This is a genomic window from Paenibacillus caseinilyticus (genome assembly GCF_027533645.1).
GTDB classification, from domain to species: Bacteria; Bacillota; Bacilli; order Paenibacillales; family NBRC-103111; genus Paenibacillus_G; species Paenibacillus_G caseinilyticus.
Genome location: NZ_JAQAGY010000001.1, coordinates 214748 through 238109 on the forward strand (window position 1 = coordinate 214748; position 23362 = coordinate 238109).

General features: G+C 56.8%; 25 protein-coding genes and 1 other RNA gene. 11 read left to right on the forward strand and 15 right to left on the reverse strand.

Annotated features, from left to right (window positions below; all coding sequences use genetic code 11):
* Positions 1-14 precede the first annotated feature (14 nt).
* The gene (locus O9H32_RS00930; protein ID WP_269863834.1) at positions 15-950 is read right to left on the reverse strand and encodes a LysR family transcriptional regulator; all 936 of its coding nucleotides are present in this window, start codon (positions 948-950) and stop codon (positions 15-17) included.
* 317 nt (positions 951-1267) lie between these two features.
* Here O9H32_RS00930 and tpx point away from each other — a divergent pair, with 317 nt between their 5' ends.
* The gene (gene tpx, locus O9H32_RS00935) at positions 1268-1771 is read left to right on the forward strand and encodes a thiol peroxidase (protein ID WP_269863835.1); all 504 of its coding nucleotides are present in this window, start codon (positions 1268-1270) and stop codon (positions 1769-1771) included.
* Positions 1772-1849: 78 nt separating this feature from the next.
* Here the strand turns inward: tpx and O9H32_RS00940 are convergent, their stop codons facing one another.
* Both O9H32_RS00940 and O9H32_RS00945 read right to left on the reverse strand, forming a co-directional pair.
* Positions 1850-2239 (reverse strand): DUF1499 domain-containing protein, encoded by a 390-nt coding sequence (locus O9H32_RS00940; RefSeq protein WP_269863836.1) that lies wholly within the window; start codon positions 2237-2239, stop codon positions 1850-1852.
* 101 nt (positions 2240-2340) lie between these two features.
* Positions 2341-3699 (reverse strand): ROK family transcriptional regulator, encoded by a 1359-nt coding sequence (locus O9H32_RS00945; protein ID WP_269863837.1) that lies wholly within the window; start codon positions 3697-3699, stop codon positions 2341-2343.
* A gap of 63 nt (positions 3700-3762) precedes the next feature.
* On the opposite strand from O9H32_RS00945, the gene xylB reads away from it, so the two are divergent.
* Entirely contained in the window at positions 3763-5295 is a 1533-nt protein-coding gene (xylB, locus tag O9H32_RS00950; RefSeq protein WP_269863838.1) for a xylulokinase, read from the forward strand.
* Between the two features lie 258 nt (positions 5296-5553).
* On the opposite strand, the gene fsa is transcribed toward xylB, so the two are convergent.
* The 3 genes from fsa to O9H32_RS00965 form a co-directional block, all read right to left on the reverse strand.
* Entirely contained in the window at positions 5554-6210 is a 657-nt protein-coding gene (gene fsa, locus O9H32_RS00955) for a fructose-6-phosphate aldolase (protein WP_269863839.1), read from the reverse strand.
* Positions 6211-6315: 105 nt separating this feature from the next.
* Positions 6316-6495: non-coding RNA, 6S RNA (ssrS, locus tag O9H32_RS00960), on the reverse strand.
* An 86-nt stretch (positions 6496-6581) separates the two neighbouring features.
* Positions 6582-7424, reverse strand: a complete 843-nt coding sequence (locus O9H32_RS00965; protein ID WP_269863840.1) for a YesL family protein — start codon at positions 7422-7424, stop codon at positions 6582-6584.
* A gap of 135 nt (positions 7425-7559) precedes the next feature.
* On the opposite strand from O9H32_RS00965, the gene O9H32_RS00970 reads away from it, so the two are divergent.
* Positions 7560-7649, forward strand: a complete 90-nt coding sequence (locus O9H32_RS00970) for a YjcZ family sporulation protein (RefSeq protein WP_269863841.1) — start codon at positions 7560-7562, stop codon at positions 7647-7649.
* Positions 7650-7820: 171 nt separating this feature from the next.
* On the opposite strand, the gene O9H32_RS00975 is transcribed toward O9H32_RS00970, so the two are convergent.
* Positions 7821-9458: a DEAD/DEAH box helicase gene (locus O9H32_RS00975; protein ID WP_269863842.1), complete on the reverse strand. Its 1638-nt coding sequence runs from the start codon at positions 9456-9458 to the stop codon at positions 7821-7823.
* A 333-nt stretch (positions 9459-9791) separates the two neighbouring features.
* Here O9H32_RS00975 and O9H32_RS00980 point away from each other — a divergent pair, with 333 nt between their 5' ends.
* From O9H32_RS00980 to O9H32_RS01000, 5 genes are all read left to right on the forward strand, one after another.
* On the forward strand, positions 9792-10322 hold the full coding sequence (locus O9H32_RS00980) for a DUF4178 domain-containing protein (RefSeq protein WP_269863843.1): 531 nt from the start codon (positions 9792-9794) through the stop codon (positions 10320-10322).
* Positions 10323-10392: 70 nt separating this feature from the next.
* Entirely contained in the window at positions 10393-11115 is a 723-nt protein-coding gene (locus tag O9H32_RS00985) for a DUF4247 domain-containing protein (protein WP_269863844.1), read from the forward strand.
* Positions 11116-11345: 230 nt separating this feature from the next.
* Positions 11346-12182, forward strand: coding sequence for a YitT family protein (locus tag O9H32_RS00990; protein ID WP_269863845.1), 837 nt, complete (start codon positions 11346-11348; stop codon positions 12180-12182).
* 184 nt (positions 12183-12366) lie between these two features.
* A complete protein-coding gene (locus O9H32_RS00995) occupies positions 12367-12561 on the forward strand; it encodes a hypothetical protein (RefSeq protein ID WP_269863846.1) in 195 nt (64 codons plus the stop codon).
* Between the two features lie 182 nt (positions 12562-12743).
* On the forward strand, positions 12744-12971 hold the full coding sequence (locus tag O9H32_RS01000; RefSeq protein WP_269863847.1) for a twin-arginine translocase TatA/TatE family subunit: 228 nt from the start codon (positions 12744-12746) through the stop codon (positions 12969-12971).
* Positions 12972-13050: 79 nt separating this feature from the next.
* Here O9H32_RS01000 and O9H32_RS01005 read toward each other — a convergent pair whose 3' ends face one another.
* Both O9H32_RS01005 and O9H32_RS01010 read right to left on the reverse strand, forming a co-directional pair.
* Positions 13051-13347 carry a hypothetical protein gene (locus O9H32_RS01005; protein WP_269863848.1) on the reverse strand — a complete coding sequence of 99 codons (297 nt, stop codon included), beginning with the start codon at positions 13345-13347 and terminating at the stop codon, positions 13051-13053.
* A gap of 21 nt (positions 13348-13368) precedes the next feature.
* On the reverse strand, positions 13369-14523 hold the full coding sequence (locus tag O9H32_RS01010; protein WP_269863849.1) for an MFS transporter: 1155 nt from the start codon (positions 14521-14523) through the stop codon (positions 13369-13371).
* A 131-nt stretch (positions 14524-14654) separates the two neighbouring features.
* Here O9H32_RS01010 and O9H32_RS01015 point away from each other — a divergent pair, with 131 nt between their 5' ends.
* Positions 14655-15818, forward strand: coding sequence for a putative glycoside hydrolase (locus O9H32_RS01015; RefSeq protein WP_269863850.1), 1164 nt, complete (start codon positions 14655-14657; stop codon positions 15816-15818).
* Between the two features lie 175 nt (positions 15819-15993).
* Here the strand turns inward: O9H32_RS01015 and O9H32_RS01020 are convergent, their stop codons facing one another.
* From O9H32_RS01020 to O9H32_RS01045, 6 genes are all read right to left on the reverse strand, one after another.
* Positions 15994-16698 carry a uracil-DNA glycosylase gene (locus O9H32_RS01020; RefSeq protein ID WP_269863851.1) on the reverse strand — a complete coding sequence of 235 codons (705 nt, stop codon included), beginning with the start codon at positions 16696-16698 and terminating at the stop codon, positions 15994-15996.
* Between the two features lie 37 nt (positions 16699-16735).
* Positions 16736-17269 (reverse strand): NADPH-dependent FMN reductase, encoded by a 534-nt coding sequence (locus O9H32_RS01025; RefSeq protein WP_269863852.1) that lies wholly within the window; start codon positions 17267-17269, stop codon positions 16736-16738.
* Between the two features lie 246 nt (positions 17270-17515).
* The gene (pfkA, locus tag O9H32_RS01030; RefSeq protein WP_269863853.1) at positions 17516-18481 is read right to left on the reverse strand and encodes a 6-phosphofructokinase; all 966 of its coding nucleotides are present in this window, start codon (positions 18479-18481) and stop codon (positions 17516-17518) included.
* 55 nt (positions 18482-18536) lie between these two features.
* The gene (locus tag O9H32_RS01035) at positions 18537-19568 is read right to left on the reverse strand and encodes a tetraprenyl-beta-curcumene synthase family protein (protein ID WP_269864305.1); all 1032 of its coding nucleotides are present in this window, start codon (positions 19566-19568) and stop codon (positions 18537-18539) included.
* 43 nt (positions 19569-19611) lie between these two features.
* Positions 19612-20211, reverse strand: a complete 600-nt coding sequence (locus O9H32_RS01040; RefSeq protein WP_269863855.1) for a hypothetical protein — start codon at positions 20209-20211, stop codon at positions 19612-19614.
* Positions 20212-20249: 38 nt separating this feature from the next.
* Positions 20250-20567, reverse strand: a complete 318-nt coding sequence (locus tag O9H32_RS01045; protein WP_269863856.1) for a hypothetical protein — start codon at positions 20565-20567, stop codon at positions 20250-20252.
* A gap of 182 nt (positions 20568-20749) precedes the next feature.
* On the opposite strand from O9H32_RS01045, the gene O9H32_RS01050 reads away from it, so the two are divergent.
* Together O9H32_RS01050 and O9H32_RS01055 are read left to right on the forward strand one after the other, a co-directional pair.
* A complete protein-coding gene (locus O9H32_RS01050; protein ID WP_269863857.1) occupies positions 20750-22114 on the forward strand; it encodes a multi antimicrobial extrusion protein MatE in 1365 nt (454 codons plus the stop codon).
* The gene (locus O9H32_RS01055; RefSeq protein WP_269863858.1) at positions 22111-23304 is read left to right on the forward strand and encodes an MFS transporter; all 1194 of its coding nucleotides are present in this window, start codon (positions 22111-22113) and stop codon (positions 23302-23304) included. Before O9H32_RS01050 ends, O9H32_RS01055 begins: the two co-directional genes overlap by 4 nt.
* The last annotated feature ends 58 nt before the right edge of the window (positions 23305-23362 follow it).

The following is a 23362-nucleotide window of genomic DNA, read 5'->3' on the forward strand; positions in this document are numbered from 1 at the left end:
AGGATACCTGGGGTTTACTGCGGTTCAGTAGACCGCTGTTCGGAACTGCCGACGACCCGGTATTTGGTCGCCATAAAATCAAGCAGGAACTTCCGAAAAACTTCCGCCACCAGCGGAAGTTTTTCGCCGCTTCGCTGGATCATCCCGACACTGCGTGTCACTTGGGGCTCCACCACCCGCACCTTCACGGGCTGCAGGACGCTGATCTCCGTGAGCGCCATCTCCGGCAGCAAGCTTACGCCCATACCCGCGGCGACCAACCCCCGGATCGTATCCGTCTCTTCTCCCTCGAATCCGATCCGGGGTACGAACCCGGCTTGGCTGCACGCTTCGAGCACGATCGCGCGCAGCGAGTATTCCTCGCTGAACATGACGAACGAATCGTCTTTGAGCTGCTCCAGCCGGATCGTCTTGTGCTCAGAGAGCAAGTGACCCTGCGGAACAATCGCATACAGTTCCTCCTGGAGAAGCAGATCGCCGGTTACATGACTGTGCTTCTCGGGAAAAGGTGAAATAAAAGCCAAGTCGATTTCGCCTTTCATCACATCGCGGATCAAGCTATTATAGGTTCCCTGGCGAAGACGGAACGTAACGTTCGGGTAATGTTTGCGAAAGCTCGCAATGAGGGTAGGCAGCAGGTAGATCCCTAAGCTGTGCGGGAATCCTACGCGGATTTCCCCTTTCTCGGGATCCAGGTACTCATGAATTTCATTAACCGCCCGTTCGAGATCCGTCAGAATGCCTTCCACCCGGCATAAGAACAGCTTGCCGACAGAGGTTAGCTGCAGGTTCCTGCCTTTCTGAACGAACAATTGAACGCCCAGTTCTTCTTCGAGCTGATGAATCTGTCGCGAAACAGCCGACTGGGCGACATGCATTTCTTCCGCCGCCTGGGTCACGTGCTGCTTGCGCGCCACCTTTACAAAGTATTGAAGCTGCCGCAGTTCCACAAACGCTTCCTTCCTTCCACTGACGCCATTCTAAAGTTGTATAATCGCATGTTCCGAGGGATTTGTCCACCCCTGATTAGCCAGCTTCGGCCAGCTGTTCGTGCACCATTCACGGCAAGCTTGTGGGCTTGTCTTCGAGAATGTTATACCGGATTCCCTATCGAAGCATCTCGAAGAGGAGCGACCGCGTTCAGCGGGAGAATCCGGTGCAACCTTAGGCGACGAGTTCCGACTGGATTACTCGTCCGATCTAATGTTATAATATTCCTCGGTGAATACCAAACATTATCAGGATTTTGAAGGAGGCCCATGTAATCATGGCACAAGCGACTCTCAAAGGCAATCCGATCAACCTGGTCGGCACTCAACTGAAAGTTGGAGATAAGGCTCCGGACTTCACAGTGAACAAGAATCTGCTCGAAACCGCCTCCTTGGCCGACTATGCAGGCAAAGTAAAACTGATCTCCGTAGTCCCTTCCCTGGACACGGGCGTGTGTGATGCACAAACCCGCCGTTTCAATGAAGAAGCTGCGAAGCTTGGCGACAACGTGATCGTGCTGACGATCTCCGTCGATCTGCCGATGGCTCAAGCCCGCTGGTGCGGCTCTGCAGGCATCGACAAAGTCGTTACCCTCTCCGACTACAAGAACCACACGTTCGGTAAGGCTTACGGCGTACTCATCGAAGAGCTGCACCTGCTGATGAGATCCATCTTCATCATCGATGCGAACGATACCGTTCAATATGTAGAATACCTGAGCGAAATGACGGAGCACCCGAACTACGAAGCAGCGATTGAAGCGGTTAAGAAACTCGTATAATCGGCTGTCATCCGCTTCCAACTCCATAGCTTCACAAAAAAACAGCGTACAGCCACCCGGCTACCACGCTGTTTTTTGTCATTCGTTTATTTTATAAGCGGCAAGGCGCTTGTCGATATGCCGATAGATATCGAGGATGGTTCTGTAGTTGGCCCCCATATCCCCAAGGGATCCGCGGGAAGCGGAATAGATGTCGACAGCCGTCTTGACGGGTGTAATACCGAATAAAGTCAGTGTAATATCCTGGGTCCGGCCGGTGATGGTTTTGCGTTCGACAACAATTTCCCCGACGCTTCTTACCTCGTGAAGCAGTTTATATCCGTTCAACTTTTTGAACATATTAACGATCTCTTCCCAAGCCTGATCCATGGAGATTTTGTAGTATCTGGTTTTTAATGCCGGATCTTTCGCTTTCTCTCCCGTTGTTTCATGGCTGCGGATGAGACCGACCAAGGTACGCTTAAGCAAAGCCTTCCCTCCTCAATGAAGTAAACAATGAACTCCGGTTCACACTATCCTTAATCATATCATTGTTTGGTTCCAAGAGAAAGAGGGAATACACAATTCGTTCACGATTCGTTCGGCAGTTCGGAATGGTTCCAGACCGGCAGCGCCTCGTATTCCTGCAGACGCATCCGTGTCCTGATGACCGATGACGCGGCCCCGAGCGCGCAGCTGTTCTCACCGAGCTCCGAGTACCGGACCGTACTCCGAAACGATGCCAGATAGGAATACCGGGAAGCCAGCGCCGATAGAAGAGGCTCATGCAGCCAGCTGCCGTACTGGCTCATCGCATTGCCGACGACAATCATCTGCGGGTTGAACGTATGCATCATATTTCCTATCCCGATGCCCAAATATGCTCCGGCCCCGCGTACCGCCGCGCACGCCTCCTCATCCTCACGCTCCAGCAGGTTCAGCAGACGCTCCGAGAAGCCGGGTCTATAGTCCATGCCGAGCCGGTCGGCGACGGCCCGCTCGGATGCGTAGCGCTCCCAGCATCCGCGGTTGCCGCAGGAACAAGGGAGCCCGTCCATCTGGATGGTGGTGTGACCCACCTCCCCCGCCAGGCCCCGGGTGCCCCGGAAGAGCTCTCCCCCCAGGATTAGACCGGCACCAATCCCTCCCCCGGCGCTGAGATACAGCATGTCGCTGCAGTCCGCTTCGGCTCCCGCTCCGAACTCGAGCTCACCAAGCGCAGCGAGATTCGCTTCGTTGTCGATCAGCACAGGGAGTCCGAGGCGTGCCTCCAGATCGCTCTTCCAGGACAAGTCCTTCCACCCGGTATGCGGCATAAACACAATATGACCGGAGGGATATTCCACGAACCCGTGAACGCCGATCCCCGCTCCGATCAGCCCAAGAGGCGTTGAATCCAGCAGGGCGCGTTCCTTCTCCAGCAGCGCCAGGATCGCGGCCAGGCACAGGTCCGGATCGGCCCACGTACCGTCCGGATACGGGTGTACCGACTTCCTTACAATCTGCCCCTGCAGATCCGTAACGACAAGCAGCATATCCGTCGGCCGCAGATCGAGTCCGATGACCCGACCGCCATGCCGGTTAAGCTCCAGCATCATCGGCTTGCGCCCTCCGCTGGATTCGCCGATGCCCGTCTCGATCACCAGGTGATCTGCGATCAGCTCTTCGACCAAGGCTGACACTGTGGCCCGCGTCAGGCGCGTCTTCTTGGCCAGATCCGCCCTGGATACCGGAGCCTGCCCCCGGATCAATCCCAGCAGCGTTGATTTATTTAAACTTTTCAGAAATGTACTGTCGCCGGAAACCGGTCTCGACTTCACGAACGTTCCCCTTCCTTCTATCCACAGCAGATCTATCGTCCTATTGTATCCGATCTGCTCCTCCATGTTAAGCAGCCTGCCGATTTTACGCATTGCCTTCTTTTCTTTATCGTAATATAATTTGTTCATTAAGTAAACAAAGTTAAAAAAGCTTCAAAATTAAGCTCTTATTCTATTCTTGGGGGAAACGATATGTATTTTTTGGGGATTGATCTGGGTACGTCTGCGGTCAAATGCATCCTGGTCGACGGAAAAGGCGAAGTCAAAGCAAGCAGCAGCGAAGAATACCCACTGCTGCAGCCGCAGCCCGGATGGGCCGAACAGCACCCGGAGGACTGGTGGAACGCCACCGCATCCTGCATTCGCCGCCTGTTGGAGAAAGCCGGCATAACAGGGAGCGAAGTAGCTGGCATCGGCTTGTCGGGTCAGATGCACGGCTCCGTGTTCCTGGACAAGGAGCGGAACGTCGTGCGTCCCGCCCTGCTCTGGTGCGACCAGCGGACGGGTGCCGAATGCGAATGGATCGAGGAGACCATCGGCAAGGAGGAGCTTGGACGACTTACCGGCAATAAAGCGCTCACAGGATTCACGGCACCCAAAGCCGTATGGCTGCGCAACCGGGAACCCGAGAACTTCGAACGTACCGCCACGCTTTTGCTGCCGAAGGATTATGTCCGCCTCCAGCTGACCGGAGCGTTCGGCATGGACCTGGCGGATGCCAGCGGTACGCTGCTCCTCGACGTCGCAAACCGACGCTGGTCGGCTGAAGTGCTCGAGAAGCTCGGTCTGCCGGCTTCTTGGCTTCCTCCGCTCTTCGAGAGCAGCGATATTGCCGGCACCCTCCTCCCGGAAGCGGCGGCGCTCACCGGATTGGCTGAAGGCACACCCGTCGTCGCCGGCGGCGGCGACCAAGCCTGCGGCGCTGTCGGGGTCGGAGTGGTCCGGAGCGGGATCGCTTCGGTGGCGCTAGGCACCTCTGGCGTAGTCTTCGTACACGATGATACTTATCAGGCCGACGAGGAATGCAGGCTCCATTCCTTCTGCCACGGCGTCCCCGGCAGATGGCACCGCATGGGGGTTATGCTGGCAGCCGGAGGTTCTTTCCAGTGGTGGAAGAACCACTTCGCCTTCGAAGAACTACAGCTTGCCAAGCAGGAAGGCAGCGATGTCTACGAATTCCTGACGGAGCTGGCTTCTACGGCACCGATCGGCAGCGAAGGGCTGCTGTTCCTGCCCTACCTTACAGGAGAGAGAACGCCGCATCCGGATCCGAAGGCCCGCGGCGGTTTCATCGGTCTGAACCTGCGCCACGGCAAAGCCCACTTGACCCGTGCCGTACTGGAAGGGATCACCTTCGGCCTCCGGGATTCCCTGGAGCTGATGAAGGAGTCCGGTATCGATATCACCGAACTCCGTGTGAACGGCGGCGGAGCCCGCAGCCGCTTCTGGCGGCAGATGATCGCCGATATCTTCGGCTATCCGGTCGTCACGGTGAACTCTACCGATGGCCCCGCTTACGGCGCTGCCGTGATGGCTGCCTCCGGCGTGCTACGCAGGGAGATTCCGGACTTATGCGAGGAGTGGATCCGCGTGGAGGACCGGATCGAGCCGATCGCGGCCAACCAAGAGCGCTACCAGGCCTACTACGAGATTTACCGTAGCTTGTACGGCACGCTCCAAGGCACCTTCCATGAGCTCAGCGATCTGGCAGCGCTCGAAGCATAGACGGCAGCATACACCCCGGCTGCCGGGATGTTGGGCAGCCTGCACTCTCCGGCGGCCTGCTGCGGCTAATGAGCAGGCCCTCCCTTCAGCTCTCTCTCTTCCCCGCAACTCCTTCTTCCCCACACCTCCCTTCCCCGTGTCATGCCATAACCAAAACAAAGGAGGCTTCCGATCAACGGAGGCCTCCTTTGTTTTGGTTACCACTTCTCCTACTTGGCCGCTTTCATAATGCGGCTCCTTGTAGGGGGACGTGCTTTTCTAGAATACGGACTGCTTGGCGCCTTCCCAGTCCTTCAGGAACCGCTCGATTCCCGCATCCGTCAACGGGTGCTTGGCCATGCCTTGGATGACTTTGTAAGGCACCGTGGCAATGTGGGCGCCGAGCAGGGCCGCTTCGATCACGTGAGTGGTCGTCCGGACACTTGCTGTAATGATTTCGGAAGCAATATCATGAATAGCGAAAATTTCGCTGATTTCTTTGATGAGGTTCATCCCGATCTGGTTGATATCATCGAGTCGTCCGACGAAAGGCGATACGTAAGTAGCCCCTGCCCGTGCGGCCAGCAGTGCCTGGGTGGAGGAGAAGATCAGGGTGACGTTGGTCTTGATGCCGAGCTCCGTGAAGATTTTCGTGGCTTTCAGCCCTTCCTCGGTCATCGGCACCTTCACTACGATGCTTTCGCCGAGGGCGGCCAGCTTTTTGCCCTGCTCCACCATCTCGTCCGCTTTCAGCGAGATGACTTCCGCGCTGATGGGCACATTCCCTACGACTTCGATGATCTCTTTCACCGTAGCGAAGAAGTCTTTGCCTTCCTTGGCGATCAGGGACGGATTCGTGGTTACACCGGCAATGACGCCAAGCTCGTGAGCCTTGCGAATTTCTTCGACATTAGCGGTATCAATAAACAACTTCATTTCTCCAAACTTCCTCTCTGCTCTTAGTATTGTTCTATTGTCTTGGTCTCCCCGCCGTTATTATGTAGGTTCCTGCTGCCTGTTCACGTGAACAATCCGGCATAAAAAAAACCCGCCTATGCCGTCCGGTCAACTTGTCTCAAACCTGCGCTAGCAGGTGGGTGACCGCAGAATTGGTTTTGAAGTCCCTTTTCGAGGGCAGGTCAGCCGCAATTCTATATAGGTCTCCCTAGAAACAATCATTGGTTTAAAACACGATAACCGAAACGCACATCGCAGGATTTGGTTGTAAGCTTATTATAGTCCACTCGGAACCGAAAGTAAACCTCGGGTGAGCCGTGTACTGTTGGCACTGCAGAGAAATGATGGAGTTACCGGCTGACGTTACCGCCGCGGTCTTCCCTGCGCTCTTCAGCCTCATGCAGCTCCGCTCCGTCGAGTGCGGCCTCCAGGGCATCTCCGCCCTCTTCGGCCTTCAAGCGCTCCTGTTCCGCGGCCTCGGCTTCCTTCTCCGCGATCTGCTGCTGCTTCTCCTGCAGCTTGCCGAAGATCAGGTTGAAGTGCCAGAACGATACGATCGCAACCAGGCTCCCCATGAAGAAAGGAATAAGGAAAGTAAAGACGTTAAAGCTCACATACAGGACGACGCCGTTCAGAACGATCATCGAGATCGACCGGATCGGATTGCCGATCGTGATCAGCATCGCATTCTTTACGATCTGGAGCGTCTTCATATGCAGGTGCGACAAGATCGAGAAGAAGTGGAATAAGGATATCGTCAGCAGGACAGTCAAGGAAAGGACGAGAAAGCGCAGAATGCTGAATAATCCGCTCTGGTTGCCGTAGAACCGGAAGTTCGTATAAAGAATGACACCGAACAGCATATACAGAAGCCCGCCCAGCATCGCCTGCACGTAGTTGCTTTTGTAGCTTCGGAAGAATGTCTTGAACAGCGGCACATCCTCATCGCCCGTCAGCCACTTGCGTGCCACGCTGAACATGGCAGCCGTCGAAGGAAACAGTGTGAACGGTGCGACCACCGCCATCAGGATAAGCGTTTGCAAGACTTGATCGGAAGTTCCAGCCTGCAGCAGAATCAGCCCCAGCAGAAAGAAGGGGATTCCGCATAGAATCCAAAGTACGTTAATGACCGAAAGGCGCATAATCCATTCGGAGATGCGGTAGAAACCGCCCATGATTCCACGAAATTCCAACTTGATGCCCTCCTTCTTGTATACACCCTATTATAGCCTAATTCCCCTCTTCTAGGTAGCAGTCTATACCAAAAAGGCTGCCTGGCATACGATATATCACCACCTGGTAAATATCAAACAAAGGAGGTTGTCACTATGGGAGCAACGGGTGCATGGACTTCCACGGGAACGATCCTCGTCCTCTTCATCCTGCTGGTTATCGTTAGCCGCAGCCTTCTCGTGTAATGAACAAGAGCTAGGTCTTAATGGTAATACAAAAAGAAGCAAGCGCGCCTTAAGCGTGCCTGCTTCTTTTTTTTAATATAAGAATTCATATCTCACCAGGGCTTGATCCTGTAGTCTTATATTTCTTATAAACGCACATCGTCCTAAAGGACGGCGAAGCCGTTTATCTTGTTACACGAGAGTCTCTTCACCGCGGCCCGACGGACGGGAGTAGTTGCTGCCGCCGCCGTCACGGTTGCCGCGATATCCGCCGCCACCGCCGCCGTCACGGTTGCCGCGGTATCCGCCGCCATCACGGCTGCCGCCTTCGCGACGTCCGCCATCACGGTTGCCACGGTATCCGCCGCCATCGCGGCTGCCGCCATCGCGGCTGCCGCCACCGCCACCGCCGTAAGGACGATCGTTACGGCGAGCGCCGCCTGCCGTACCGTACGAACCCGAAGGACGACGACCGTTGCTGCGCACATCCGGCCTTCTCTTCTTCGCACGGATCGGATCTTCCGGCGTCAGCTCGATATCGACTTCCTTCTTGTCTCCACCTGTCAGCAGCTTGAGTGCCGCTGCAAGCAGATGCACGGAGTCGTGATGCTCCAGGAGGGAGATCGCGAGGCCTTTGTACTCGTTATGCTCATCTTTCTGGAGCACTTCAAGCACACGCTCAGCCGTTACCTTTTGCTTGCCTTCGATTGCTTCGGCAAGGCTAGGTACAGGCTTCTTCGTGATCTTGTGGCGCGTGATCTTCTCGATGAAATGCAGGTGATCGATCTCGCGAGGCGTAACGAAGGTGTAAGCTGCGCCTTCTTTACCCGCACGGCCCGTACGGCCGATCCGGTGAACGTAGCTCTCTGGATCCTGCGGTAGGTCAAAGTTGATCACGTGCGTTACGCCCGATACGTCGAGACCGCGCGCTGCTACGTCCGTAGCTACGAGCACTTCAATGCTGCCGTCGCGGAACTTGCGCATCACGTTGTCACGCTGATTCTGGGACAGATCGCCGTGAAGGCCTTCTGCTGCATAGCCACGCTTTTGGAGCGCTTCGGACAACTCATCTACCCGGCGCTTTGTACGGCCGAAGATGATGGCAAGATCCGGTGCTTCCATGTCGATCAAGCGGCAGAGCGCTTCGAACTTCTGGCGCTCGTGCAGTTCGATGTAGGATTGGTCGATGAGCGGCGCGGAAACATGCTTCGGAATGACCGAAACGTGCTCCGGATTCTTCAGGAACTGCTGTGCCAGTTTCTGGATATTGATCGGCATTGTAGCCGAGAACAGCATTGTATTGCGTTCTTCCGGCACCAGGCTCAGGATGGACTTGATGTCATCCATGAAGCCCATATCAAGCATTTCGTCAGCTTCATCGAGAATGACGGTCTGCACGTCATCCAGCTTAATGGTCTTCCGATTGATATGGTCGAGCAGTCGTCCCGGCGTACCGATGATGATCTGCGGCTTTTTGCGCAATCCGCGGATTTGCTTGACGATATCCTGTCCGCCGTAGATCGGCAGGGAACGGATACCTTTGAAGCGTCCGAGCTTCTCGATTTCCTCCGCTACTTGAATCGCGAGCTCGCGGGTAGGACACATGATCAGAGCGACGATCTTCTCTTCCTTGACGTCGATCTTATGCACCAGAGGGATACCGAATGCTGCGGTTTTACCCGTACCGGTTTGCGCTTGGCCGATCAGGTCGCGGCCTTCAAGAGCTACAGGAATGGCTTTTTCCTGAATGGGCGTGGATTCCTCGAAGCCCATCTCCGTGATGGCGCGCAGTACCTTTGGCTCTAAGCCGAATTCACTAAATGTTTTCAAATGATTTCATTCTCCTTTTTACTCGGGTTCTTCTGTTTTCTATACCCTTAAGTGCGACTCCTATCTTCCTAATTTAACTCTTACCAAAGACACTTTCCAGAAGTGTCAAAATTGAACAGTCAGGCCGTACTTAAGAATATCTTTAGTATTATACCACAACCCGTATTCATATTCCACTGCGCTTGGCAATGAAACGGAAAAACCTTATCATCGTAATAAGTGATAAGCATTTGGGTAATCGGTAGTATGATAACAGTAGAAGAGGCAGTGCAGAACCAACAAATCAAAAAAAGACGCCGGACAATCGGCGATTTTCCAAAGGAGCGAAGAATCATGTCCATATGGAAACGGGTCGGATCGATCTTGAAAGCAGGTAAAGAAGCGCCGCAGACCCCGCCGGCCAATCCGTACGAAGATACCCGGGTCGGGGACATTCTCACCGTGGATCTGGAAGAATACGTCGTTTCCGGCAAAGCGGTGTATTATGACCAAGGGTTCCCGCCCCACCGGTTCGCTTATTATCTGCAGAACGGCAAACATATCTCTTGTCTGCTCATTGAAAAAGGCAGGACCTACGACAGTTTCCTCTGCGAGTTCGTCGAAGGCTCTCTTGACGATCCCAATGACGTACCGACGGTGCTCGATGTCGGAGGGGAGGTTACCTATGACCTGGAGCACCACCGCAGCGATCAAGTGCGCACCGAAGGCCGCACGGATTTTCGTTCGAACGATACGGTTCTCTTCTGGAGCTACCTCGGCGCAGGGGACCGGCACTTCTTTCTCCAGTGGCAGGACGGCAAATATACCGCACTCGAAGGAACGCGCACCCCTGCGGGCCAGATTCGCTTCATGAAAGGCTCGTAAGCCCCCCGGCCGCTCAGGAGATTCGATACTTGTGGGGGAGCTTTGACAAGACAGGAGGTGCGCAAGACGCATGCAGAGCCTATGGATCCGCCTGCTGTCGCTGCTGTTGATCCTCTCGCTGATCGCGGGGTGCTCCAGCGACGCAGGCCAATATATCAAACAGAACTACTCTCTTATCGATGTGCAGGGACAAGGCAAAAGCACGGCTAAAGTTTATTCCGTCGAAGGAAAAGATGTCCCGTCCGTCGCTCAGGAAATTGCGGGGAGCGATCCTCCGCAAGAGATGTCGAAGTCATCGCAGGACCAAATGTTCCTCGTGTACAGCGACAAAGTCGTCAACGTGCAGAAGGATCCGAACCACGAGGGCACTACGCTGGTGGAAGTGGACACGATCACGTACGCCCGGGACAATTATGACTCTTCGTTCCTACAAGGCTATATTACTGCGACCCTGCTGCAATCGCTCTTCGGTGGAGGATGGTACGACAGCCACAGGGGCGGTTATGATTACCGCGGCTACCGCTCTTCCAAGAGGTACGATGACTACGGCAAGTATCAAACCGTTCCTTATCCCAGTACCGGTGGAGCCGGCAAGAGCGGCACCACTCCCCCCACAACCACGGACAGGAAAGGAAGCTATACCACGCCGCCCGCGGCCAAACCCCCGGCTGGCGGCACGCAGGATTCCGTACGCCGCAGTGACGGCTCCACACCGACTTATCGTACACCGGCCAGCGCGGGTTCCAAGCCAAGCACCTCGAAACGGTCCGGTTCATTCAAACGGCGCAAATAAGAGCTGGGACGCATCCCGCCCCAGTTCTCTTTACTGAACCTCCCCTTTCATGTAAAATATCTCTTGCCGAAAGGGGGCCGGGCGCGTCTGCTTTCGCTGTCCCCCTACAAGGCTTTCCGCCTGCCGCGGAAAGCCTTTTGCTATCCGGGACGCACCGCCCGAAGGCCTTGGCGGCTGCACGTTTGCCCCGGACGCAAACTAGACATACTACCCCATAGGAGGTGCAGCTTGTGATCCAGTGGTTCCAGCGTTCCTGGTTCGGTTCTCTGTTTGTATGTGCACTCGGCGCAGCGATCGTCGCCACGGCCTTTAATCTATTTTTGATTCCGCACCAGCTGCTCAGCGGGGGATTGTCGGGCGTAGCTATGATCGTGGGCTACTTTACGAATTGGACGATATCCCTGCTCTATCTGCTGTTCAATCTGCCTGTCTTGATCTGGGGACTGACGACGATCGGCCGGCGCTTCATTCTGCTCAGCGTATTCTCCGTAGCGATGACGACCTGGTTCATGGAGCTGGTTCCTGTCCTCGCGGTCAGCCAGGATCTCATCATGTCGGCGGTGGCCGCCGGCGTACTTATCGGTCTTGGCGCGGGCATCTCGATGCGGGTGGGGGGCTCCACAGGCGGGTTCGATATTATCGGTTCCATCTTGACGCGCAAGCGCGATTTCTCCATCGGCACATTCTCGTTCCTGATGAACGGGGGAATCATCATCGCGCTCGGGTATTTCAAACAGAGCTGGGATCTGGCTCTGTACTCCATGCTGTCCATCTATATTGCGGGCAAAGTCATCGATTCCGTACATATCCGCCATGTGAAGGTGACGGTATTCATCGTTACCAAGAAGAAAGAGATTCTGCTCAAAAAAATGAAAAAGCTTCACCGCGGCGTAACCGTCGTCGAAACGGAAGGAGCATACACCGGGCAATCCCAGCATATGTTAATTACGGTAACTACGCGTTATGAGCTCATCGATCTTCAAAATCTCGTGCGTCAATGGGATCCGCAGGCTTTCGTGAACATCACCCAGACGGTGGGCGTCATGGGACTGTTCCGCAGAACCTGATCCCGCTTGAAGAAACCGGCTGCCCATTTCCAGCCATTACCTGCTTTTTGTCAAATGTACCGGTACATAAGTCTGCAGCATATGCTATAATGAGGATGTATAATTTCATACAGGATTTCCCCTGGCAGCCTGGATTGCTAGTAAGGCGCACACGTACGCTTAACAACAATGGACAGGAAGGGTGATGCTTGTGGAAACCGTTAAATTATCCATTATCGTGATGAAGCTGACTCCCGAGATGTACCCATTCTTACGCAAACATGAACTCGAGTCGGAAATCGTCCTCCGGAACGGCTTGGCCGCGCTGGAAGCGGACGACGCGTTAGAAATCATACAATACAGTATCTCCGAGCATCAGAAAGACGTCCACCTTCACTAGAAGGTGGCGTTTTTCTTTGATAGATAAGAAACGCGCATCGTCCTTAAAGGACGGCGAAGCCGTTTATCTCGCATGCCCAAAAAATCCGCCGGAATGTTTGCGGATTCGTAAAAAATATGGGTTATCCTACCGATAAAAGCATGGTAAGATAGATTCGAGTATCATCTTGGAGGTGTACGTTTATGGGCGCATTGTCCCCCATGCATATTATTCTGATCGTCATCGCCGCTCTGCTGCTCTTCGGACCGAGCAAGCTTCCGGAGCTTGGCCGCAGCTTCGGCCGGATGTTCCGCGAGTTCAAAGATGCGACGAATGGGAACAGCTCTTCGAGCGAGCCTGTCCGCGAGATCGAAGCGAAGAAAGATCTGAGCGTATCGGCTGAGCCCGTCCAGCAGATCCCTAACAAATAAAAAGGCTTGTTTACGGCAGCTAGGCCGGTGCCCGGGGAGGGCGCCGGCTTTTTTCCATTCCCGCCAGACGCCCTGGAAGCTATGCGCGAAGATGGTTCTGCAGCTCCTGCCCAATCCGCTTCATCGCTTCCTTGACGGCTCTCTGGACAACGAGGGAGTTCTTATGGGCCGCATAGTCCGCCTCTTCGTACTGCACGCGGATTTCGGCCCTCCCCCCGGCTGCCGTGCCGTTCACGAGCGCGACGATCTCCCCGGGGTCACCGACAGAAGCTTCCGCGCTATCCCAGGCATTCACCTGGAGACTGCAGCGGAAGGCATCTCCTTCGCTCCTGCTCTTTAGAAACCCGGCGGGCTCCGCCCTCATCCAGATTTTCATGCCGCCTCCCCCTTTCCGGAATTAAGATATGCCTTTTTTGCGGTAATAGGCATGCGTACTCAGCAGCAGGACAGCGGCGATCAAAGTCAATACGGCGCCTCCGTAATACATCCCGCTCCCGCCCCAATGGTCCTTGACCCATCCGCCGGCGGAACCCCCTGTGATGCCTGCCAGCCCAAGGAACACCATGGACAGCAGGGCCTGGCCTGTCGACTGCAGCTCCCGGGGCACCAGGCGCACGGCGTATTGAACCGATACGATCCAGAAGGCCGCGAAGGTGACGCAGTGCATCGTCTGAAGCAGCATGAGGACGGCCGGATCGGTGATCGAACCATAGAGCAGCCAGCGGATGGTGTACAGGATGCCTATGATACCGAGCAGCGCGAGCTCGTGGAACTTATGCATGTACCTTCCGAGCAGCGCGAAGGTCGGAATCTCTGCCGCCGCTGCCAGCGCCCAAGCGTAACCGAGCATCGTATCGGTTGCCCCGAGATCCCGCAGATACAATACGAAGAGCACATCGTTCATGCGGTGCGGAATCATCAGGATGAAGATCAGGAAGAGGAACCACAGGAACCGGCGGTTCCTGAAGGTGCTGGCGAACATCGCTAGGGTCACCCGTGGGGCCGCGCCCTTCTCGTCCCTGAGCAGCAGCAGCAGCACGAACGGCAGCACCCAGATGCTCCAGTACAAATAAGGGATGCTCTGCAGGCCGCCCATCAGCCCCAGAATCCAGCCTGAGGATAAAGCCAACAGGGTAAAGCCCATCGACCCCCACATCCGGATGCTGCCATAGCTGCGTCCGGACTGCGCGGCCGCCTTGATCGAAAGCGTATCGAGAATCGGATTCGAGGATTGCATGAAGAAATAAAGCATGAGCATGAACAAAAGCGCCATGGGATACCCCTGCGTTTCAAAGATGCCGACGCTGGATAATAAAGTCATGGCCCATAAACCGAAAATCATCAGCTTCAGCGTCTGGTACCGGTCGCTGAGATAGCCCCAGAGCGGCTGCCCGAAGATCGTGACGAAGGGGCCGATCATCATCAGAAGGCCGATCTGGGAAGAGGAATAGCCTCTTCCCTCGAAATAGACGGGAAGGAACGGCATCAGTACCGCCGTCGTCGCATAGTAAGAAAAGGTGAGGCCGCGCAGCGTCCAAACTTGTTTGTTCACGAACATCGTTCCTTTGACATGAGTCTGGCGCATGGCCGGGTGGAGTCAGGACTTTCCGGTGCCGGGCAACCGCCCTGCAGCCAACTCTTTTATTATAATTCAAGATACTAATCTAGCAAGGAGAATGCCTCATGGAATTACTGCTTGCCGCTATGCTCCTGGCCTACGGAGGATTAAGCGGCGATCACCCCGGCACCACGTTCGAAGAGGCCGCCCAAGCGGCCGTGAGCGCGAAAGCGGCCGTGGCCCAGACCGGAGCATCCCCTCTTCCGTCCGACGCCCCCGGGAAGTCCGATCCGCAGAAGGATGCCCCCAAAGTAAAAGGGGTATACGTCACGGCCCACAGTGCTGCCGGCTCCCGGATGAACACGCTGCTGAAGCTGCTCGATGAAACAGAACTGAACGCCATGGTCATCGATATCAAGGACGACTGGGGTTATATTACATACGATACCGGCAACCCGGAGCTGCAGGCGATGGGAACCACGCAGAAAATCATCTCCGATATGCCGAAGCTCATGGCGACGCTGCAGGAACACGCAGTCTATCCGATCGCCCGTATTGTCGTGTTCAAGGACACGGTTCTTGCCAAGCAGCGGCCCGAGCTGTCGTTCGTCAATCCGGACGGAAGCCTGTGGGGCAACGCCAAGAATCCGCCCGACAGCTTCGTGAATCCCTACAAGAAAGAAATCTGGGATTACAACATCCAGCTTGCGAAGGAAGCGGCCAAAGCCGGCTTCAAGGAAATCCAATTCGACTATGTCCGGTTCCCCGAGGGATTCGAGAAGCGGGCCGATATTCTGCAGTACGGCAAGGACGAGCGGAGCCGGATCGATGCCGTCGCCTCATTCGTCCACTATGCGAGGGAGCAGCTCAACCCGCTCGGCTTACGGGTCTCCGTCGATATCTTCGGCTACGCGGCCGCGGTTCCCGCTGCCGAGGGCATCGGCCAGGATTTCGTGAAAATATCCCGAAGCGTCGATGTCATCTCCCCGATGGTCTATCCAAGCCACTATTCAGCCGGATGGTACGGCTCCCAGGTGCCGGACGCCCAGCCTTACGCTACTATCGAAGGGTCCATGAAGGATACCCACAAGAAGCTCGAGGAGCTCGGGGAGCAGAAACCGGTCATCCGGCCTTGGATACAGGACTTCACCGCCGGATGGGTGCGCGGCCACATCCAATATGGCAAGCATGAAGTCGAAGAGCAGGTCCTGGCCCTGAAAGCCCAGGGAGTGGAAGAGTTCTTGCTGTGGAACGCCGTCAACACCTATACCCCCGGCGTGGCTTATTAGTCATCGGGGCCATTCCGTAAACCGGGGCTGATCTGCAGGACACAGCCGAAACCTCATACGGCTCATGGTGATCGTCCGGACGCGTGCCGCTACACAGTGCAAGAACAGCAAAAGCCCGGTATCCGGATGGAGTTCCATCCGGTACCGGGCTTTTGGCGTAGGACTCAAGCCTCCATCAAGCGCTGCCGCTCTGCTTCCGTACCCCAAGGTCAGGAATCTGCCAATCAATCGGCTCGTTCCCGTTCTCCTCCAGAAAGGCATTGGCCTGCGAGAAGGGCCTCGAGCCGAAGAATCCGCGATGCGCAGACAAGGGGCTCGGATGAGCCGCACGCAGGATACAATGCCGCTTCTCGGTGATGAGCTGGCCTTTTTTCTGGGCAGGACTGCCCCACAGCAGGAACACCACCGGCTGCTCCCGCTCGTTCAAAAGCGAGATGACCCGGTCTGTGAAATGCTCCCAGCCCTGGTTCTTGTGGGAATGGGCCTGCCCCTCCCTCACCGTCAGGACGGTGTTGAGCAGCAGCACCCCCTGCTTCGCCCACGGCTCCAAGAAACCGTTGTCCGGTACGGAGCAGCCGAGATCGTCCCGCAGCTCCTTGAACATGTTCTGCAGCGAGGGCGGCGTGGAGACGCCCGGCTTGACGGAGAAGCTGAGGCCGTGCGCCTGGCCTCTTCCGTGATAAGGATCCTGGCCCAGAATCACGACCTTGGTTTCCTTGTAAGACGTGTACTGAAGGGCGTTATAGATGTCGTGCATCTCCGGATAGACCGTGTGCCCGCCGTATTCGGACTTCAGAAATTCGCGGAGGCGGAGATAATACTCCTTCTCGAATTCTTCGGCCAGAAGCTGCGCCCAGTCGTTCTTCAAGATGGCTGGCATCCTGCATCCCTCCTTTACCGTTACTTAAACGCTCCGCTCACTTCTTGAAGCGTTCCACCATGCTGACATAATATTGAACGGTCCGGAGCACCCGCTCCTGAGTCTTGCTGTCCGCCGGCTCGCCGTCTGCGGCAAAATCGCGCTGGGAGCCGCCGACCGATATCCACTCGGGACAGTTGATTCCGTGCACGTTGCGCACGATCGTCTGCAGCTGCTGCAGGGAGCTGACACCCACCGCTCCGCCGGCTGAGGAGACGGAAAGCGTGACTTTGCCGTCAAACTGCTCGAAGCCTACCCAGTCCAGCGCGTTCTTGAGCACCCCCGAGAGACTGCCGTGATACTCAGGGGTCGAAAGCACGATGCCGTCCGCCTCGTTCAGGGCCTGCCGGAAGGCGGCCAGATTCGGATCGTCCCCTGTGATGTCCGGGCTGTAGAACGGCAGCGGCCGTTCGAAGAGATCGAAGAGCGTGACTTCGGCTCCGGACTCTTCCAGAACCTTGCCGATATAGCGGCTGAGCTTCGTGCTCGAAGCGTCCGTGCGGTTGCTTCCCGTAACGATCGTAATCTTCATGTTCTTTCATCCTCCCGGCTGAGGCAGACAGCGGCGCCTGCTCTGCAGTAACTTTTTATACATCTTATTATAGTATGTATAAAATTGTCAATCGGTTTTGTCCGGTCCTTCCTTGTGGCCCGGGGCGATAAGCAGCCCGCCGGGTTCCTTGCATAGCGAAGAAGCATCCGAGCCGGCGGATCACCGCAGATCGGATGCTTCTCTTGGGTTCCGCCGGCGTCTGCCAGATGGAGCCCCCTTGGCTGTCTATTGGGAAAGCCGCTTCGCGAGCTCGTACAGCCCCATGTTGAACGGCTTCTTCGTGTTGACGACCTTGTCGATGTCGGTAACGGTGAGTTCGCCTTTGATGATGCCGCAGGCTTTGCCGGAGTCGCCTTCGATCAGCTTACGCACGGCAAAGTCACCGAGGCTGCTCGCGAGAATCCGGTCATTGTGCGTCGGAGCGCCTCCGCGCTGGATATGGCCGAGCACCGTGACGCGCGGCTCGATGCCGTTGCGCTTGGTGATCTCCGAGGCGATCTCGTCGCCGCCGCAGACCCCTTCCGCCACGATGATAATGCTGTGGCGCTTGCCTTGGGCGAAGTTCTCCGCCATCCGGTTCGAGATCTCATCCATATCATAGCCGACTTCCGGCACGATAATCGTCTCCGCCCCGCTCGCGAGGCCCGCATAGAGCGCGATGTCGCCGCAGTGGCGGCCCATGACTTCCACGACGGACGAACGCTCGTGGGAGCTCATCGTGTCGCGCAGCTTGTTGATCGCGTCGACTACGATCGATACGGCCGTGTCGAAGCCGATCGTAAAGTCGGTGAACGGAATATCGTTATCGATCGTGCCTGGAAGCCCCATCGTCTTGATCCCGAGCTTGCTGAGCTTGTTCGCGCCCTGGTACGATCCGTCCCCGCCGATGACCACAAGTCCGTCGATGCCGTGCTTACGCAGATTATCCGCACCGAGCTGCTGGCCTTCCGGCGTGAGGAACTCCTTACAGCGGGCCGTCTGGAGGACGGTGCCGCCGCGCTGGATGATATCGCCTACGCTGCGCAGATCCATCGGACGGATGTCGTCATTGATCAGGCCCGAATAACCGCGCTGGACGGCGAACACCTCGAGGCCGTGGAAGAGGCCGCTGCGCACAACAGCGCGTACCGCCGCGTTCATTCCCTGGGAGTCGCCTCCGCTGGTAAGTACTGCAATTTTTTTAACTGACATAATATGGTTCCTCCTTGGTCTATCCCACTCCATGGTGAAGACTTATATATAGCTGTCAGGCCTGGGATGTTCGCCGGATCCAGACGCTGTTGACGAAGAAGAACATCCGCATCAGCGGACTGTCCTTCATGAGCTGCCGGGACACCTGCTTTACCTGGGCCTGTTTGCTTACTTTGGGATCGGAGAGGTACAGGGCGAGCAGCCCTTCGATGATCATCCGGTGAAACGAGGACTGATCGAGCCGCCGGGACCGCTGCCTCGCCTCGGTAACGATGGCTGCAATACGTTCCACCGTCAGCGTCATGCTGTCATAGTAGCTGCAGAAGTTGAGGTCCCCTCCGGCCTCATCCTCTTCCTGGTCGATCAGATAATCGAGCAGGATGTGCAGCCCGCAGATATAGGGGAAGTACGTCTCCCGGATATTCTCCACGGTCTTCGTATCCAGAGCTGCCTGCGATGCGGCAAGGAACAGCATGAACATGCCCAGGGTCGACCCTGTCGCCGCCGCAAATTCGTTCCATGCGATGGAAGGATACCGCGGGCGGTAAAGCTCCCACCACTTCAGGAGGGCGTCTTCCCGGAGATCCCGCCGGATATGCTTGTACACCTGAAGATCGCAGTACAAGCCCACCAGCTCCCGGACCTGGGCGGACACGAGGGCATAGGAAGGCAGCAGCCGGATGCTGGCCTGGCATGTTTTGACAAGATCGTCCAGATACCCGCCATCCTCCCGCTCGGTGCGGAAAGCATAATAGTCGTGCAGCGGTTCGGACGGATCGACCGCATCAAGCATCGACATGTGGAGCTGGCGGAAGTCCTCTGGATCCAGGGAAGTGCTCCGGTCGCACAGATTATCGAGATAATCGCTGATGGTCTGCAGTGCCACGATCAACGGGATCAGCACGTGCCTCATCGATATATTCGCTACGGCATAGACGGCGCCGCCCTCGCAGTGGAACTGCTTGCAGGCCATGGAATCAAGCGCCTGCCTGCGCAGCTCCTGATCGGGAATCTCCTCTGCGCGCACGCGCCAGTGCTTCAGCTGCTCCCTGACCCCGGGGAGCGCATAGCGGTACACCCGGAGCATCAGGGTTACAGGATTACCCGGTGCTCCGTTCTCCCCTCCCCTGTTACGCAAACAGCCCGCCCTCTCCGCCGGAGCGGACATAGCAATAGTCCAGCAGCAGACACAGTTCCATCCGCTGCAGGCGTCTGAGTATGGCTTCGGCCCTCTCGTCCCGCGACCGGGTGACCTGCTGTTCCACGGCGGCGGTGAAGGAGGCCGGATCATATACGGTCCGGCCCGACAGCGACTCGAGCTGTTGTCTCAGCGCCGCGCTCCCCACCAGGCCCAGATCCTGCTCCTGAAGATAGGATTGCATGCTCCGCCCCAGCTCGCCGTACACCTCATGGCGTCCCGCCAGACGGAACCAATAGTTCGCGTTGGGGTAATCGCCTTCCATCCGGTGCATGATGCCGTGCAGCAGACTCCCTTCAGCCGTGTGCAGCTCCTGAGAGAGATCATGGGAGGCATCCAGGCTCTCATTGAAGAGATATAGACCCGACAGCACCGCCAGGGCGTACGGACGCTCCGTTTCGCCGAACTCCTCCAGGGACACTTTGGACAGACGAATGTCATCCAGCTCATCCAGCTCTTCAGCCGGATAAAGCGACGGTTCGTGAGCCGCCAGACGCTGCGCGAGCGCTTTGAAGTGATCTTTCCAAGCCAAGCGGTTCTCCTCCTCTTTGGGCCGCGGGAAGCGGCAGACTAGAGGTGGGTCTTGCCCACCGAGATGTCCTGATGCACGCGGAACCAGAGATGGAGCTCGTTAATCGTGCTTGCCAGCTCGCTGATCTCTGTGTTGAGCCGGCAGGAGCTGACGAAGTTATCCTCCACGTTCAGCTGGTCCTGCCTTGCAATGATCATCGTTTCGAGACGTTTTATCCGATCGGGGATCATGCCCCGGATTTCTTCCCACCGCAGCAGAATGGCCTCCTGCTCCCGTTCGCCGTACTGCTCGAATTCCTTGTCCAGACGAGGCAGCGGGATCCCCAGACGTTCGTCGAATACAAATAGATGTTCCAAGTCTGTTCCACCTTTCTCTCCCGGCTTATAGACAGGCGTGCGCAGGTTGTACAGCAGAATATCTATATAAATGTATCACGAACCATGAAAGGCTTCCAGTGCCCCCGCAAATTTTATTAAAGCAAACACGCCGAAGCCCAGGATTCATGCTATAATGTCTAAACCGAAAAGAGGGGAACGTTATGTTACAAGGGAATCTGGAGCGCGTTACGCTGCGGCAGCTGTTCGCATTCTTCCTTCCGCTCGGCCTGTCCGCCAGCCTGGTGACCATCTCTCACGTCATCATCAACAGCACGCTTGCCCGCTCGGCCTCGCCCGAGCTCATCATTGCGAGCTATGCCCTGCCGATGAGCATTCTCGGCATCACCGAACGGCCGGCCGTGCTGCTGAGGCAGACCTGCTCGGCCTTGGTGCGCGACCGCCGCTCCTTCCGGGCGATGTCGCTCGTCGCCTTGTATGTACTCGGCTCGGTGTTCGTGCTGGGCGGCATCATCTCCTATACGCCGCTCGGCCCGTGGATCTTCACGCACCTCTTCGGCGCCGACGAAGCGATGATTCCCGGCATGCTCTCCGTGTACCGGGTACTCATGTTCGTGAGCATCTTCTCGGGGATTCGCTGCCTGTACCACGGAATCATTATCTACAACATGCGCACCAAGTGGCTGACCATCGGCATGGGCATCCGGCTGCTCGGGATGTATCTGCTCTCGTTGTATTTTATCCGAAGAGGGGTGGACAGCGCAGCCGTCGGGGCCGTAATCTTCCTGGCGGGGATGATCATCGAGGCATCGGTCAGTGTCTGGGAGGGGCGGAGCCTGCTGCGCCGGGTGATACCGGCCGTACAGGAGGGACATGCGATCGCAGCACCGTCCCAGATCTTTCCTTTCTATAAACCGCTGCTCTACTCGTCCTTCATTGCGGTCATATCCGGGCCTGCCATTAATGCCTTCTTGGGCAAAACATCCGACATCGCCCTGGCTATCGCCGCGTTCGCTATTGCAGGCAGCGTAACCCAGCTCGTGCAGAGCTTCTTCTCCTACATACACCAGATCGTGCTTAACTTCCACCGCAGAGACGCCGGGGCGGTGATGCGCTTCACGCTTATGCTGTCGTTCATTCCGGGCGCCCTGCTGGCGCTGCTCTGCTTCACCCCTGCAGGACCTTGGTTCCTGCAGAACATTATGGGCGTGAATGAAAGGCTTATGCTTGCCAGCCTGTCCACTTTGAGGATATTTATGCTCATGGCGCTGCTCTTCCCCTGGCTCGACTTCGGCAACGGCCTGCTCATGCTCCGGGGGCAGACCAAAGTCATGGTATGGTCCCAGGCTGCGAACGTGAGCGTCACCTTGGCCTCCTTGTTTCTGTGCGTGATGTGGAATCCAGGATGGAACGGCGCGGTCGGCGCCCTGGCCCAGTCGCTCGGGATGGCTGCCGAACTCGCCGTCGTCTACTACGTGCTAAGGGAAACCTCCAAGGCGGAGGGCCGCCTGCCCGGTGCCCTGCTGGCATCGCCGACAAAACCTAACGAATCGAGTGAGTCCGAATGACCGGTACAAACGAAACCGGCAGCCCCACGCTGCTCCGGTGTTTCACGTTTTCATTTTTTATGACCGTAGCCGTCATCACTTCCTATTTCCCGCTTTATTTTCAATCCAAAGGCTTCTCTACCATCCAGATCGGCCTCCTGTACTCCGTCGGTCCCATGATCGGCATCATCTCCAACTTGTTCTGGGGCGTGATGAGCGACCGCTTCCGGACCGTGAAGAAAGTACTTGTCCTCATTCTGGCCGGACAGCTCGTCATGGCGTTCCTTGTCTTCCGGACCGATACGTTCGCCCTGCTGATGCTGCTTATGGGCTGCTTCTTTTTCTTCCAGACGCCGATGACCTCCCTGAGCGATTCGCTGTCGCTGCTGACCGCAAGCCGGACGGGCAAAAGCTATGCCTCCTTCCGCGTCTGGGGCTCGATCGGCTTCGCCTTCGCCGCCCTGGTCTTCGGCCAGCTGCTGAAGAGCTATGGCGCCAGCCTGACGGCCGTCCTGGTCCTTGGCACCATCTCCTGTTCGCTCGCGCTCTCGCTCTTCCTGAAGGATGCGAGGGAGGCGGGCGTCAAGAGACCGGACTTCTCGGGACTGATTCCCATTATCGGGTCGAGGCCCTTCCTGGCGTTCATGCTGACCGTTCTCGTGCTCTCGGTGGCCCACCGGATGAATGACGGCTTCCTTGCCCTGTTCCTGCAGCGGCTCGGAGCCGATCCGTCGATCGTCGGCAACTCGTGGATGGCTTCGGCCCTCAGTGAAATTCCAGTCTTCTTCCTGCTGAGCAAATACGGGCACAAGCTCAAGGAGCTTCCGCTGCTCGCGGTATGCGCGCTCGTATACGCGATCCGCTTCCTGCTTATGAGCCAAGTAGAGAACCCGCAGTGGGTCATCGTCATCCAACTGCTTCATTCCATTTCCTTCGGCGTCTTCCTGTTCACCTGCATCCGCTATATCCAGAGCGTGGTGCCCGACCAGTTCCGGGCAAGCGGCCAGGCGCTCTTCGCCATCACCTGGTCGGGCCTCGCCGGCCTGTTCAGCGGCCTGCTCGGCGGCTGGCTGTTCAACAGCTGGAGCCCCCATGCCATGTACGGCGTGGCCTCCATCCTCGCGCTGATCGGCATGCTGGGGTTCCTGCTGCTTCACGCGCGGACCAAGGACCGTTCTATGGAAGCGGGTATGGGGAGAGGCGGGAAGTAACGGCACTTGAACTTGACTTGAACGCCAATAACCATTATATAGGCTCGGGTACAACACG